We start from the raw sequence: 16,291 nt of genomic DNA on the forward strand, positions 1-16,291 counted from the left end.
TCGTTCGTGTCGGAGACACGGTGCGCCGTCCAGCCTCGGGTCACACGAAGTTCGTGAGTGATCTGCTGATTTTGCTGGAAGCCAGTGGCTGGAGTGGTGCTCCGCGGTATCTCGGTTTGGACAACGAGGGCCGTGAAACCCTCAGTTACCTCGATGGCCATGTGGCATGGGAACCTCTATCAGCTATGCAGTGGTGAGCTTCGGCCGGCGGCGTTCATCGACTGGGACCTTGCTGCGCCGGGCGGGCGGATCCACGATATCGCTCATGTCTGCTGGCAGTACCTCGATCTGGGCCCTTCGGTCACCGACGTCGAGGAAGTAGCCCGGCGTATGAGACTGATCGGCGACGGCTACGAGTTGTCCGACCGCCGACGTCTCGTGTCCACGATCTTGTGGTGGCAGGACCGGTGCTGGCGGGGCATCGAGAACCAGGCCGATGCGTGTGAGGTCGCCATGGCCCGGCTCCGTGTCGCAGGGGTGGTGAGGCAGGTCCAGAGGGCCTATCAGGGGGTTTCCGATCACCGGGAAGCATTGGAATGCTCACTGCGGTGAGCGCCTGGGTAACGGTCGCGGTCGGTTCGCTGATTCCGTCGCCAAATACACTACTTCCGCGCACCAGGCCCGTGACATCGAGAACTGATGTCTGTTTGGGCATCAACGGTGCCCAAAAGTGCATCCGGACAGTTTTACGGCCAATGTGTCGACATCGCTCGTTCGCGCACACACGGCAATCTACCGCCAAAAGAATGTGACATGGGTCACAGTTGACCATTCAAGCAGCGTGCATTTAATATTTGCGGAAATGAGGCAAGAGTAGAGACGGTCCAGCAAAATAGACGCCTCTTTAACCGCTCTCCCCTATGCACCTGACGCACTTTTGTGGAGTTTCCATTAGAAATGGCGACATTCACGGATCACGCAAGACGCCGGTGAACCGGCACGGATATCGGTTCGAGATCCCCGGTAGTCGGCCACTCATGTTCGACACCTCGGCTGAATACCGACGTTAACCACGTCACTTCGCCTATCGGCCGCAGTGCAAGCCTCGCTGGAGACCCTGCACGCATTTCTTCTCCGCGCACATTCCGGACGCCGTGCCAGATCCTTCGGGAACAGACATGTCGGGTGTATTCGCGCACCTTTGCCTGAAACCTCGATCCTTCGGAAACGCGGGATCCGATTCCGCTGCGTTCTTTTCTCGTGAAGGGTAATTCGTGTCCTTCCTCCACACCACAGTCACCCATCACTCCGACGAAGGAACATCTCCCGCGCCCCTGTCACTGGCGCAGGAGCGGTTATGGGTCATGGCGCGCATGGACGGAGACGCCAGCGCCGCCTACAACGAGCCGATGCCCTTCGACATCCGGGGGCCGCTGGACCGGGACCTGCTCTTCCAGGCGCTGCACCTGCTCGCGGCCCGACACGAGGGCCTGCGCACCCGGCTGGTGCCCTCCGGCGGCTCGGCGCTCCAGGTCGTCGATCCGCCGGAGACCGGGTTCCCGGTGGCCTTCGAGGATCTGACCGGAGTGCCGGACGCGGCCGAGCGGTTCGCGCGGATACGGCAGGAGGTGGAAGGCACCCCGTTCCGCCTGGGCAAGGAGTCCATGGTGCGCGGCCGTCTCGTGGCGCTCGAAGCGGACTACCACGTCCTGCTCCTGACGGCTCACCACCTCGTCTTCGACGGCTGGTCCCGCTCGCTGCTGTTGCGGGAACTGGGCCTGGTGTACACCGCACTCCAGGAGGGGCGGGACCCGGCGCTGCCGGAACTGACATGGCAGTACAGCGACTACACCCGCTGGCAGTGGGACTGGATGTCGGGGGAAGAGCCCGCCGGGCACGCCGACTACTGGACCAACAGGCTGGCCGGTGCTCCGGCCGTGCTCTCCCTGCCCACCGACCGGCCCCGCCCGCCCGAGCAGGTCTTCCAGGGCGACCGGGTGCCCGTGACCGTGGACGAGGAACTGACGCAGGCCCTGCGCGACCTCGCCGCTGACAACGCTGTCTCCCTGTACGCGACCGTCATGACCGGCTGGTCGGTGCTGTTGTCGCGGCTCTCCGGACAGGACGACATCGTGGTCGGCGCCCCGACGTCGAACCGCCGTCGCGGGGACGTCGAAGGCCTGATCGGCCTTTTCGTCAACACCCTCGCCCTGCGCGTGGACCTGTCCGGTTCCCTCAGCGTCAGCAGTGCCCTCAAGCAGGTGAACCAGCGGATCCGCGACGCCCTCAAGCACGTCGACCTGCCCTTCGAGCGGGTCGTGGAACTGGTCAACCCGCCGCGGAGCCCCGCGTACACGGCACTGTTTCAGACCATGTTCGCCTGGGTCCCCTCCATGCGGAGGGAACTAGAACTCCCGGGCGTGCAGGTGGAACCGCGGGAGGACGCGGCCCACGTCCCGGCGAAGTTCGACATGGTCCTGGCCCTGGCCGACGAGGGCCGGCACCTCACCGGCGAGATCGACTACGCGATGGCGCTCTTCGACCGGACGACCGTCGAACGGTACGTACGCCAGTTCCTGCGCGTGCTGCGCCTGATGACCGAACGCCCGGAAGCCGGGATCGCCGATCTGACGCTGCTGGACGAGGACGAGCAGCGCGAACTCCTCGCCACCTTCAGCGCGGGGCCCGCCGTGACCGTGACGGCACCCGCAGGCCTGCTGGAGCGGTTCGCGACCCAGGTGCGGGAACGGCCGGGACAGCCCGCGGTGGTGACCAGGGAGACGCAACTGGACTACGCGACGCTGGACCGCCGGACCAACCGGCTCGCCGACGCACTGATCGCGCGCGGTGTCCGGCCCGACCACGTGGTGGCCCTGCACGCCGGGCGCACGGCCGAACTCGTGGTAGGCGTGCTCGGCATCCTCAAGGCCGGCGCCGCCTACCTGCCCCTGGACCCCGGACAGCCCTCCGAACGGCTCACCGCCATGGTGAGCGACGCCGCACCGGCACTCGTGCTGACCGACCAGGCGGACGCCGGGGGCGACGACCGGCTGCGGTGGGAGAACCTGGAGAAGGTGGAGGCCGAGGGAACGCATGACGCCGTGCCGGCCATCGACGCGGACCCGACCCGGCTCGCCTACGTCATCTACACGTCGGGGTCGACCGGCCGTCCCAAGGGCGTTGCGGTGACGCACGGCAGCGTGGTCAATCTCTTCGACCACTGGCGTGAACTCATGGGAGACGCCCGCGGTGAGGCGTCCTCGGCCTGGTCGAGCATCGGCTTCGACGCGTCGGTGCACGAACTTCTCATGCCGCTGACCACCGGGGCCGTGCTCCACATGGTTCCCGGCGAGCTGCGGGGCGACCCGGCGGCCCTCATGGACTGGCTGCGTGAACACAAGGTCACCCAGGCTTTCCTTCCCCCCTCCTACGTGCTGTGGATCGACGAGGATCCGGCCGCGCGACTGGCCGGGCTGAGCCTGCGTCAACTCCTCACCGGAGTGGAGTCACTGCCCGAGCGCGCCCTGCACCGCATGCGCGAGCTGCTGCCAGGTCTTCGCATCTGCTTCGGCTACGGCCCGACCGAGGCCACGCTCTACTCGACCGCCTACACCGACCCGCGGCCGTACGAGCGCTCGTGCCCCATCGGCCGGCCGCTGCGCGGCACCCGCCTGTACCTGCTCGACGACCGCATGCGCCCGGTACCCGTGGGGGTCACCGGTGAGGTCTACCTCGGCGGAGCGAGCCTGGCCCGCGGATACCTGAACCGGCCGGACCTCACCGACGAGCGCTTCCTCCCCGACCCCTTCGTGCCCGGTGAACGCGTCTACCGCACCGGCGACCTGGCGCGCTGGCTGCCGGACGGCAACGCCGAGTACGTCGGCCGTCGAGACGACCAGCTCAAGCTGCGCGGCTTCCGTATCGAACCCGGCGAGGTCGAGTCAGCACTCCTGGCGGTGCCCGGTGTGCGGGAGGCCGTGGTACTGGCCGACCGCGACACACCCGGCGGCCCCCACCTGGTCGCCGGTGTGGGATGTGACGCCGGAGCGACGCGGACGCCGTACGAGTGGCGCGCGGCCCTCAAGGACCGCCTGCCGGACTACATGATCCCCGGCGTGGTGGCCGAGTTCCCGCGGCTTCCGTTGAACCGCAACGGCAAGGTGGACCGGACGGCAGTGCTGCGCGCCACGGCGGGGGCCCGCTCCGGGCGGGTCAACACGGCCGCGCCCCGCGACCACGTCGAGATGGCGCTGTACCGGATCTGGCGGCGCGTGCTGCTGCACCCGGACGTCGGGATCGGCGACAACTTCTTCGAACTCGGCGGCACGTCGATCTCGGCGATCAAGATGGCGTCCGCCGTCCAGGACGAACTCGGCGTGACGCTGCCGGTCCGGGACGTCATGCTGCACCCCACCATCGAGGCGCTCGCCGAGCGGGTGCGCAGCGACGGGGCCGAGCCCCGACAGCCGGCGGAACTCGACAGCCTGGTGGAGTTCCGCGCCGGCGACGGCCGACAGCGCGTGGTGTGCGTGCACCCGGCCGGCGGCACCGCGTTCTGCTACCTGCCGCTGTCCACGGCGCTTCCCGACGAGGTCGGCGTGGTGGGACTCCAGGCGCCCGGCATCAACCCCGGCGAGTCCACCCTGCCCGGTGTCGAGGCGATGGCCCGGGAGTATCTGCGGCTCGTCGATCCCCGCCCGGACGAGGCACTGCTGCTGTGCGGGCTCTCCTACGGCGGCCTGATCGCGTATGAGATGGGCCGCCTCCTGGTGGCGGCCGGGCACGAGAGGGTGAGCGTGGTCCTGCTCGACACCCACGGCGCGGAGGACGCGGAGCGGCCCGCGGCTACCGAGCCGGTCGGCATGGCGGAGTTCCGGGAGAAGCTGGTGCGCTTCAACGGCATGTACCCGGGCATCGACGACGACCAGGTGGCTCGGTACCTGACCGTGTACAACCACCATCGCGAGACGGCGCGCGACTACGCCGTACCCGAATCGCCCGCCCGTGTCGTGCTGATGCAGGCGACAGCCGTGGACGACGAGGACGGCGCCGACGCGGCCGACCGCCTGCGCGCCTTCTGGCGGCGCCGCGTCACCGGCGGATTCCTGGTCGAGCCGGTGGCCTGCGGTCACTGGGACATGTTGGAGAGCGACGAGCTGCCACGCGTCGCCGCCGTCCTCGCCGCCGAACTGGACCGGCTGGCAACCGGCCCCGTCGCGGCCGTGACGGAGCGCCCGGCCCTTTCCCGCGCTTCGGAGGAATGATGAAACCGCGCGTCGAGACGTCCCCCGCCGGCGTGACCGAGGACCCGGGTGCACCGGTCGGGCTCGCGCTGGAGATACACCGCCAGGCCCTGCGCACCCCCCGGGCGGAAGCGGTGGCCGACGGCGACGTACGGCTGGACTACGCGGCGTTGGAAGCCGCGGCCGCCGCCGTGGCCGAGGCGCTGGACCGCCAGGGCGTGACTCCCGGACAGGCCGTGGCGGTGGCGCTGCCGCGCTCCTGGCGTCTGGTCTGCGTGATGCTGGGCATTCTGCGGCTGGGTGCCCAGGTGGTGCCGCTGGACACACAGAGCCCGATCGGACGCCGTCGTTTCATCCTGGAGGATTCCGGGGCGGCCGCCCTGGTGTACGCCGATCCCGAGAGCATCCCCGAGCTTGTGCGGGGCGTGAAGGCGATCAGCGTGGACACCCTGCTGACCCAAATCCCGGAGGCCGTGGACACGGTGCCCGCGCCGGCCGCCGTCGGCGAGGCGTCCGAGGTGTCCTTCCTGTTCTACACCTCCGGAACGACCGGACGGCCCAAGGGCGTCGAGGTCCGCGACGCCGGAGTCATGCGGCTGGCGCGGCCCGGCTACATCCGGGTCGAGCCCGGTCTGCGCTATGCCTGTCTGGCCAATCCGGCGTTCGACGCGCTGAGTTTCGAGGTCTGGACCCCCCTGCTGTCGGGTGGCTGCTGTGTGATCCTGCGCGAGGGGGACGTGCAGACCCCCGAACGGCTCGCCGCGGCGCTGCGGCGTGAGCGGGTGGACACCGTCTTCATCACGACCGCGCTGTTCAACGCGGTGGTCACGGCCGTGCCGGACTGCTTCGCCGCGGCCGGCGAGGTTCTGGTGGGCGGTGAGCGGGTCGACCCCCGGGTGATGCGCCGCTGGTACCGGGACAACCCCGACAGCGGCACCCGCCTGTTCAACGTCTACGGGCCGACGGAGTCCGCCACCTTCGCCCTGTGCCACCCGATCCCGCGGGACTTCGCCGGTGACGTGGTGCCGATCGGCCGGCCCCTGCCGCAGACCGGTGCTGTTCTGGTCGTACCGGGCCAGAAGAGGATCGCTGCACCCGGCGAGGTCGCCGAACTCCTGCTGAGCGGCGCCGGACTCGCGGTCGGGTACCGCAACCTCCCCGAGGAGACCGAGCGGCGCTTCGTGCGGCTCGCATGGCTCGACGGCGGCGAGGAGCGGTACTACCGCACCGGTGACCTCGTACGAGCCGACGACGAGGGCCTGGTGGAGTACGTCGGACGGACCGACCGCCAGGTCAAGGTCCGCGGCTTCCGGATCGAGCCCGGTGAGGTGGAACGGCAGATTTTGGCCCACCCGGCGGTCCGGCGGGCCTATGTGTGCACACGCCGCGCGGGTCAGGAGGGGCCGAACGAACTGCTGGCGTTCGTCGTCCTGCAACGGGAGCTGTCCTACGAGGAGTTCGACAGCCACCTCGCGGCCCACCTGCCCGCCTACATGCGGCCGCACCAGATGCATCTCTTGACGGAGCTGCCACTCAACGCCAACGGAAAGGTGGACCAGGCCGCGCTGCTGGAGCAGGCCGACCGGCCCTGGCGGCCGGCCGCCTCCCACGGACCGTCGGCGACGGGAGCGGCGCGCGAGGTCCTGGAGCTGGCCGAGGAGATCCTGGGGACGACCGGCCTCGGGCTCGGCGACCGGTGGATCGCCGCGGGCGGCGACTCGTTGAAGGCTCTGCGGTTCTGCTTCGCCGTCCGGCGGCGGTGGGGCCGCGACCTGACGCAGGCGGCCGTCCTCGACGGGGACCTGGCCGCAATCGCCCAGGCCGTCACCGCGGGCCGCCCCGGCGAGAAGAGCACCTGTCCGGTGCCGGTGATCACCGGCGCCCTCTCGGCAGCCGCCACGAGCGAGCAGCAGCGGCTGTGGCTGTTGCAGCGCCGCGCCCCAGGCTCCCGGGCGTACTCCGTCCATCAGGCGTTCCGCGTGGACGGACCCGTCGACACCGCTGCCCTCCGGCGGGCGTTGCGGTCCCTGGTGGCACGCCACGCGGCCCTGCGCACGGGCTTCGCTCCCGGGGTCGAGGGACTCCGGCAGACGGTCGGCGAACCGTACGACCCCTGGCACGATCAGGGCACGCTGCAGGCATGGGACGAGGAGGAAGCGCACGCCTTCGCCGACAACTTCTTCGTCGAGCCGTTCGACCTCGCCGTACCCCGCATGCTGCGTGCCTGCTGGCTGCCGCGCGAGGGCGGCGGAACGCTTCTGCTGCACCTGCACCACATCGCCGTCGACGGCTGGTCGCTGAGCGTCCTGCTCCAGGACCTGTCCGCCGCCTACGCCGAGACCACAGACGCCGACACCGACAGCGGTGGCGACGACGGCGACGGCGACGCCGACCGGAAGACGGCATCCGCGCCGAACCCGCTGGACTTCGCCGCCTGGCAGAGCGACTGGTTCGCCACGGCGGCCTACCAGGCACAGCGCGGCGAACTCCTGGTGTACTACCAGGACCTGGAGGAGCCCCAGGAACCGCTGCCCGCCGAGGACGTGCATCCGGCACCGCGGGCACGGCTGCTGCAGACCTCCCTCGACGTCGTGCGCCGGGCCGCAGTGGACCGGCTCTGCGCCGAACTCGGGCTGACCCGCTTCCAGGTGCTGCTGGGCGTGTTCTCCTGGAGCCTGTACGGCGTGACCGGCCTGGTCCGCCCGCGCATCGCCGCCCCCGTCGCGGGCCGCCCGGTACGCGAGTTCGAGGACAGCGTGGGCATGCTGGCGAACACCGTGCTGCTGCCCGTGACCGTCGCGCCCGGTGAGGACCTGCGCTCGCAGCTCGCCCGCACCGGGGCCGGCACGGGGGAGGTGCTGCGACGCCAGGACGTGGCACTCGCGGACGTGCTGACCGGCTGGGAGGCTGTCGGCGACGGCACCCCGTTCGATGTCCTGTTCGTTCTGGAGAACACCGACTTCGGGGCGCTGCGGCTGCCCGGCTGCGTCCAGCGCCCCCTGTGGTGGGCCGCGCCCGAGGCCAAGTGCCCGCTGACGGTCTCCGTCGTCGAGCACCCCGACGGCCTCGACGTGCTGTGGGAGTACGCCGAGGACCGCTTCACGGACCAGGCCGTCGAGGCGATGGCCGACCTGTTGCGGCGGGGCGTGGACGCGCTCGCCTCCGGTGGCCGCTCCACCGCGCGGGAGCTGGTCGCGCCGTACCGTCGGTCCCTGCCGGAGCACGGGCGCGGGGCCGCCCCGGAACCGGGCTTCACCACGATCGCCGAGGGCTTCGCACGGCAGGTTGCCCGCACCCCAAACGCCCCGGCCGTGGTCACCGCCGACGGGGACACCCTGAGCTACGCGGAGCTGGACGCCCGCGCCGCGGTCCTCGCCGCCGACCTGGCCGACCGCTACCCGATCCCGGCGGACGGCAGCCCCTGCCGGGCAGCCCTGTACCTGGACCCGTCCGCCGAGCACGTGGTGGCCCTGCTGGCGCTGGCGCGGCTGAACGTCACCACCGTCCCCCTCGACCCCTCCTACCCGGTCGAGGTGCTGCGCCACGTCCTGGAGCGGGTCGACCCGCTGTGCGTCCTGGTCACGCCCGACGCCGCGCCGGCACTGGACACGCTGCTCGCCTACGGCGTGGACCGTCACCTCGTGGCCCTGACGGACCCGGCGCCGCGGCCGGACGCCGGGGCGACGGAGCCGTACGACGCACGCACGCACGACGGCACCCGGCCGCTGTACACACTGTTCACCTCAGGCTCCACCGGCGTTCCCAAGGGCGTCCAGGTCCACGACCGCACGCTGTGCGATCTGATCCGGTGGCAGTCCCTCTCCGGGGGCCTGACCGCCCCGGCGGTCACCCAGCAGTTCTCGATGCTGGCCTTCGACGTGTCGTTCCAGGAGATCTTCGGGACTCTGTGCACCGGCGGCAGCCTGCAGCTCATACGCCCCGAGTGGCGTCAGGACGCCCCCGCGCTGCTGGAGCGGCTGGAGTCCGCGGGGACCGAGCGGATCTTCATGCCCTACGTGGCCCTGCAACTGCTCGCCGAGTACGGGGTCCGCCTGGGCAGGTTCCCCTCCCGGCTGCGTGAGGTGGTCACCGCGGGCGAGCAGCTGGTGTGCACCGACACCATCCGCCGCTGGTTCGCCGGACTGCCCGGCGCCCGCCTGTTCAACCACTACGGGCCGACCGAGACGCACGTGGTCAGTGCCCTGTGCCTGGAGGGCGATCCGGGTCAGTGGCCCGAGCGGCCCGCCATCGGGCGCCCGGTGGCCGGCGCCGACCTGCGCGTGGTGGATGCCCAGGGCGACCCGGTTCCGCCCGGGTGCACCGGCGAGCTGCTGATCGGCGGCACCATGACCACCCGCTGCTACCTCGACGAACCCGCTGTCGACGACACCCGCTTCGTCGAGGTGCCCGGCGAGGGCCTGTTCTACCGCAGCGGGGACCGGGCCTGGTTCGACCGCGAGGGCCTGTTGCATTACGCGGGCCGCGACGACCAGCAGATCAAGCTGAGCGGGCACCGGCTGGAACTCGGTTCCGTGGAAGCGGCCCTGCTGCGCCATCCGGCGGTGGTCAGCGCCGTCGTCGCGCGTGACGGCGACCGGCTGACGGCCTGCCTGGAGTTCCGCGGTCAGCCGGCGTCCGCCGACGACCTGACCGCGCATCTCTCCGCTCTGCTGCCCTCCTACGTGCGCGTGGACCGTTACCGCATGCTGGAAAGGCTGCCGCGCACGCCCAGCGGCAAGCTGGACCGGAAGGCGGCGCTTCGGGCGCCGGGCAAGGAGCTGTGCCGTTCGGCGCCCGCCCGCACCTGGCTGTCGGCCGAGGAGGAGCGGCTCACCGCCGCCTTCGAGGAGGTCACCGGGGCGACGATCGAACCGGACCAGACCTTCTTCGAGGCGGGTGCCTCCAGCCTCGTTCTCATGCGCTTCCATCTGCGCTGCACCACGGAACTCGGTCTGCGCTTCGGCGTCGCGGACCTGTTCGAGCACGTCACCGTCCGCTCCCTGGCCCGCCACCTCGCCGGTGACGACCACCACCGCGACCGCCGGACACCTGCCGCGCCGGCCGTGCGGGACGGCCGAGCCCCGGTGGCCGGCGAACCGATCGCGGTCGTCGGCATGGCGGTGCGAGTGCCCGGCGCCCCGGACCTGGCGGCCTTCTGGGACCTGGTGGTCTCCGGCGGCACCGGCATCCGCCGGGTCGACGCCCCGGAGGGCGTCATCGGCGCGCACAGCACGCTCGACGGGATGCTCGGCTTCGACCCGGGCCACTTCGGCATCAGCCCCCAGGAAGCGCGCCTGATGGACCCCCAGCAGCGCCACTTGCTGATGGCCTGTGTGCAGGCCCTGGCCCACGCCGGCGTCGCGGACACGTCCACCATGCGCGTGGGACTGGTGGCCGGCGCCGGGGAGAGCACCTACTTCCAGTCCATGCTGCGCGAGGCGGACCCCGGCCGGCTGCCCGACGGCTTCCAGCTCGCCCTGCACCACGAGAAGGACTTCCTGGCCACCAAGGTGGCCTATCACCTCGGGCTGACCGGTCCCGCCTTCAGCGCCCAGACGGCGTGCTCCAGCTCTCTGGTCGCCGTGCACCTCGCGGCCGGCATGCTCCGGCAGGGCGAGGCCGAGGTGATGCTTGCCGGAGGGGTGCTCGTCGACCCGGGGCTGACCGGCGGCTACCGCTACCGCCCGCAGCACATCTTCTCCGCGGACGGCGACTGCCGGCCCTTCAGCGACGACGCGACCGGGACGGTCGGCGCGAGCGGTGTCGGCGTCGTGGTCCTCAAACCGCTGCGGCAGGCACGGCGTGACGGCGACACCGTCTACGCGGTGATCACAGGTTCCGCGATCAACAACGACGGTGCGGCCAAGATGAGTTACACCGCGCCGTCCCTGGCCGGGCAGCGCGAGGTGATCCGCACCGCCCTGGCCCGCGCCGGACGCACTGGTGCGGACCTCGGCTACGTCGAGGCGCACGGAACCGGCACCCGGCTGGGCGACCCCATCGAAGTCAGCGCGCTCCGCCAGGCGTTCGGTGTGAGCGAGTCCGGTCGCTGCGCACTCGGCTCGGTCAAGAGCCAGCTCGGCCACATGGGCGCGGCCGCAGGCGTGGTGGGCCTCGTGCGCGCCGTCCTCGCCGTGCACCACGGCACCGTCCCGCCCACCATCAACTTCCGCGCCTTCAACCCGGAGATCGGACCCGACCCCGCCCCCTTCCATGTCCCGACCCGGGCCACGCCCTGGCCCGGGGGACGCGAACGGGTGGCCGCGGTCAGCAGCTTCGGGATCGGCGGCACCAACGCCCACGTCGTCGTGGAACAGGACACCGGGACCGGCGCCTCCGCACCCGGCGACGTACCCGGGTGCCTGGTGCTCTCCGCCTCCAGCACGGACGCCCTCGCCGCCGACGCCGCCCGGATCGCCGACTACCTCCAACTCCGGCCGGAACACCACGAGTCGGTGCTGCGCCACCTGCAGGCCGGACGTGCGGCCCGCCGCCTGCGGACGGCGGCACCCGTCGCGGACGCCGCGGCCGCGGTGCGCTGGCTGCGCGCGGTGGCCGCGGGAGAGGTCCCGCACGGCATCGCGGACCCGGACGCCGCGACGGTTCCGGCCGCCGGCCGCACGGCACAGGACATCGCCGAGGACTGGACCGCCGGAAGGCCCGTGGCCTGGCGACCGGGCCCGGCGCCGGCGCCCTGGGACTTCCCGCCCCCGTCCTTCGCACTCGCGCACTACGACTTCGACCGCGCGCCCGAGGCCGCGGCCGCGGGACCCCAGCGGCTGCCGCAGTCCGACTGGCTGCACCAACCGCACTGGGTCCGGCAGCGCCGTGCCACCACCACGGGCACCGCCGCACCGGCCGGCCGCGCGTCCATCGTCGTCATCGTGGCCGCCGCGAGCACGCCGCAGACAGCGTTCGCACCGTTCGCGGCCGTGGCGTCGCGGGTGGTGCGGGTACACCCGTCCGGCACCTTCGCCCGCAGGGGACCCGACGCCTTCGAGGCCGACCCGGCCGACCCGGCGTCCCTGCGCCTGCTGCTCGACGCGCTGTCCGAGGGCGGCGCCGGCGACGGCCTGGCCGACGCGGAGTGGGTGCACGCGCTGCCCCTGGACGTGACGGGGCCGGTCGGTCCCGGCACCTTGGAACACGCCCGCCACGCCTGCCTGGACACCACCGCGGCCCTGGCCCGGGCGCTGTCCGGGCGGACCGGCTCCCCGCGCGTGTGGTGGCTGTCGTACGGCGCCCGGCCCGTGGGCGGAGCGGTGGACAGGCCCGAACTGGCGCTCCTCGCCGGGCCCGTCGAGGTCGCCCCCCAGGAGGGTGCCCTGGACGGCCACTGGCTGGACCTGCCCGACGGCGTCCTCACCCGCTGGGCCGGACACGTGGCCTCGGCGGTCGCCGAAGCACGCCGAGCCGGACCTGCCGACGGCCCCGCACTGCCCCGGCAGCTCGCGCTCCGGCAGGGCTACTGGTGGCGACCGGGCATCACGCCCGTGCCGGCGCCGTCCGGCACACGGCTCCCGCTGTCCGGCGCGGACACCGTCCATCTGGTACTGGGCGGCACCGGCGGCATAGGCCGCGCCATCGCCGCCTGGCTGCTGGAGCACACCGGCGGCCGGGTCCTGCTGCTGTCGAGGAATCCGCGACTGCCCTCGGAGCTGGCCCGTTGGACCGATCGCGTCGGCCTCGTCGCAGCGGACCTGGCGGCCACGCCCGTGCACGAGGTGACGGCCGCCGTTGCCGGACACACACAGCGGCTGGACGGCGTGATCCACGCGGCCGGCCTCGGATGCGGCGGGCTGCTCGTACGACGCGACGCCACCACGATGCGCGACGCCGCCGCGGCCCGGGAGAACGGCGCACTCGTCGTGGAACAGCTGATCGAGGCCTTCCACCCGGAGGTCGCGGTCTACTGCTCCTCGATGTCCGCCCTGCTCGGCGGCGTCGGCCAGAGCGACTACGCGGCCGGCGCGAGCCTTCTCGACGGCTTCGCCCACCACCGTGCCACAGAGACGGAGACGACCGTCCGGATCGGCATCGACTGGGACATCTGGCGCGAGACCGGAATGGCGACCCGGGTCCTGGCCGAGGACAGCCGCCACCAGGCCCACCTGGCCGTCGGTCTGACGGTCGAGGAGGGCAAGGCGGTCTTCGCCCACGCCCTGGCCCTGCAACTGCCGCAGCTCCTCGTCTCCACCACCGACATCGATGTCTCCCGCGCGTTCTACGCCACCTGCGCCGACGGCCGGCCGGAACCGCTCGGCGCGCCGTCGGGTCCGGCGTACGACGCGGACGGCGAGGGCCGGCCCTCGGACCCGGACGGTGCCGAGGCACGAGCCGGCGCCATGGCCCGCGTGGTCCGGGACCTGCTGGGCGTGGACGAACTGGACCCGGACGACTCCCTGTACGACCTCGGCGCCGACTCGCTGACCCTGCTCAGCCTGATCGCCCGGATCGAGGACGACTACGGCGTCGCATTCGACCTGGCCGCCTTCAGCCACCGGGTCAGCCTCACCGAGATCCTCAAACACATCGAGGCGGCCCTCTCCCCCGCCGGGCCCACCGCCGGGGCGACCGGGAACACCGCTTCCCGGGTCGTCCTCGACATCTGGCAGGAGGGAACCGGATCCGCCGTCCTGTGCCTGGTGCATCCCGTGGGCGGCGACATCCAGGCGTACCGGCCGCTGGCGGCGGCGCTCGGGCCCGCACCGACCGTGTGCCTCATCGCCGATCCAGCACTTCGCGACGCCGGGATGCCCGCATGGTCGCTGGCCGAACGCGCCCGACACTACGACGCGGCACTGCGCGACCGCTTCGGCGGCTCCGGCCACCGGCTGTACCTGGCCGGATGGTCCTACGGCGCCCGGGTGGCCATGGAGATGGCCGGCCTGGCCGAGTCGGCCGGGCAGCCGCTGGAGGCCCTCTACCTGCTGGACCCGCCGCCGCCGCGGGCGGAGGCGCTGGTCGCCGCCTACGACGAGACCCACCTGGAGCAGGTGTTCGCCGCCGAACTCGGCACCGGCGCCTCGCCGGTGCCGGCAGAACACGCGCAGGCGTACGCCGCGAGGCTGGCCCGCTGCTGCCGGGCGAACCTGCGCAGTATGGGCGAGCACCGGGTGCGGCCGCTCGCCTCAGTCCCCACATTCCTGTGGCTGGCCGAACAGCCCGCAGCGGGTGTGCCCGCACCCGGCGACCCGCAGGAGACGGACCGGCAGTGGAGTGCCTGCCTGCCCCCTTCCGCCGTACGGCGGTCCCTGCCCACCGACCACTACGGCATCGTCGCGCCACCCCATGTCCACACGGTGACCGAGACCATCACGGCAACGCTGTCGGACCCGGCCGCCGGTGCACGGTCCCGCCGCGAGCAAGAATCGGAGCGCGCCCAGTGAACCCCTACCAGTCCCTGCCCGTCAGGTCGTTCTGGCGGCCCGCGGTCGCCGAGCCCGAACCACTGGACATCGAGGACGTCTGGACACCCAAGTTCGCCCTCGGCCAGGACGACCCGGTGGTCACCGCGGGCTCCTGCTTCGCCGCGCAGATCGGCAGGGCCCTGCTGGACTCGGGCATGAACTGGCTGGACGCCGAACCCGCCCCGCCCGGCCTGACCCGGCAGCAGCGCCAGGACCGCGGCTACGGCGCCTTCTCCTTCCGCACCGGCAACATCTATACCCCCGCCGTGCTGCGCCAGTGGTTGTCGTGGGCCCTCGGCCACGCGCAGCCGCCCGAGGAGGCCTGGTCCGACGGCGACCGCTACGTCGACCCGTTCCGCCCCGCGATCGAACCCGACGGCTTCGCCTCCCCGGCCGAGATGCTGCGGGCACGTGAGGTCACCCTGGCCGCCATCCGTACCGCCGTCACCACGGCGAGCTGCCTGGTCTTCACCATGGGACTGACGGAGGCATGGCGCGACACCACTGAGGGCACCGTGCACCCCACCTGCCCGGGCACCGTGCGCGGCACCTTCGACGCCGAGCGGTACACCCTGCACAACTTCACCTTCGCCGAGGCGCACCGGGACATGACCGAGGCGATCGCGATGGCGCGCCGGGTCAACCACGGTCTGCGCATCCTGCTGACGGTGTCACCGCAGCCGCTGACCGCGACCGCCACCGGCGGTCACGCGCTCCCCGCCAACGGCTACACCAAGTCCGTGCTGCGCGCGGTCGCCGGGCAACTCACCCTGGAAGAACCGGACGTGGACTACTTCCCGTCCTACGAACTCATCACCGGCCCGGTCTTCGGCGGCAGGTTCTTCGGCCCGAACCAGCGCACCGTGACCCCCGAGGGAGTCGACTTCGTGATGCGGCACTTCGTGGCCGGTCTCCACCACCGCCCCACGCAACCGCACTCCGCCCGCGACACCACCGTCCGTTCGACAGATGCCGCCTGTGAGGACGCCGTCCTTGACTACTACAGCCCCCGCTAGGTTCCTGCTGCTCGGCGACTCCCACGCCGGACCGATCGGCCGAGCGGCCCGGAACGCGGGCATCCCGTTCCAGGGCGGCCCCATCGGCGCCGGCCGGGAGTTCACCGACAGCTTCTTCACCCCCCGCGACACCCCCGGCGGCCCCGACGTCGTCTTCCGCGCCGACGAGGCCGAGGAACACTACCGTCGCTTCCTCAAGGAACTCGGCGTCGACGCACTCGCCGGGCTGGGCGTCCCGCTGGTCGCGACGTTCGGTTTCTGCGCGCACTTCGTCGCGCTGCGGGAGAACTGGGACCTCTACCGCGACCGCGCGGGTACCGTCGTGCCGGGTTTCCTCGCCGGACCCCTGTTCGACGCCATCGTGCGCGCCGCCGTGCGGGACGCCCTCGCCTTCTACGCACACGCCGTAGGCCTCGGGCTGCGTGTCCTCGCGGTGATGCCGCCGCAGCGGGTCCCCGGCCAGTCCGATCCGGCGGTGTTCATGGCCGCGCAGGAAAGCATCCGGCTGGCCGTGACAGACCTCGGGGTCGAGATCGTGGACCTGCGCCACCGGACCACCGGTCCGGACGGACTGCAACGCCCCGAGCTGTGCGAGGCCGACGACGAGATCCACGGCAACCTCGCCTTCGGCCGCATCATCCTCTCCGAACTGCTCGACCGAGGCCTGTAACCCCCCTCTGGA

At 71.8% G+C, this 16,291-nt stretch carries 5 protein-coding genes; all 5 read left to right on the plus strand.

The features are described 5' to 3' along the window. Positions 1–153 precede the first annotated feature (153 nt). On the plus strand, positions 154–552 hold the full coding sequence (locus O1G22_RS00530; RefSeq protein ID WP_270079433.1) for a hypothetical protein: 399 nt from the start codon (positions 154–156) through the stop codon (positions 550–552). Between the two features lie 752 nt (positions 553–1,304). Next, entirely contained in the window at positions 1,305–5,204 is a 3,900-nt protein-coding gene (locus tag O1G22_RS00535; protein WP_428986301.1) for a non-ribosomal peptide synthetase, read from the plus strand. Continuing rightward, positions 5,204–14,572, plus strand: coding sequence for a non-ribosomal peptide synthetase (locus tag O1G22_RS00540; protein ID WP_270086283.1), 9,369 nt, complete (start codon positions 5,204–5,206; stop codon positions 14,570–14,572). Before O1G22_RS00535 ends, O1G22_RS00540 begins: the two co-directional genes overlap by 1 nt. Further along, positions 14,569–15,609 carry a GSCFA domain-containing protein gene (locus O1G22_RS00545; protein ID WP_270079435.1) on the plus strand — a complete coding sequence of 347 codons (1,041 nt, stop codon included), beginning with the start codon at positions 14,569–14,571 and terminating at the stop codon, positions 15,607–15,609. Before O1G22_RS00540 ends, O1G22_RS00545 begins: the two co-directional genes overlap by 4 nt. Next, positions 15,572–16,279, plus strand: coding sequence for a hypothetical protein (locus tag O1G22_RS00550; RefSeq protein ID WP_270079436.1), 708 nt, complete (start codon positions 15,572–15,574; stop codon positions 16,277–16,279). The genes O1G22_RS00545 and O1G22_RS00550 overlap by 38 nt, the downstream gene beginning before the upstream one ends. The last annotated feature ends 12 nt before the right edge of the window (positions 16,280–16,291 follow it).

Origin of the sequence: Streptomyces camelliae, assembly GCF_027625935.1 — a bacterium.
Taxonomy (GTDB): domain Bacteria; phylum Actinomycetota; class Actinomycetes; order Streptomycetales; family Streptomycetaceae; genus Streptomyces; species Streptomyces camelliae.

Coding starts and splice junctions, on each gene's coding strand:
- O1G22_RS00530 (WP_270079433.1), top strand. CDS start 154: ATGGCCATGTGGCATGGGAACCTCTATCAGCTATGCAGTGGTGAGCTT.
- O1G22_RS00535 (WP_428986301.1), top strand. CDS start 1,305: ATGGCGCGCATGGACGGAGACGCCAGCGCCGCCTACAACGAGCCGATG.
- O1G22_RS00540 (WP_270086283.1), top strand. CDS start 5,204: ATGAAACCGCGCGTCGAGACGTCCCCCGCCGGCGTGACCGAGGACCCG.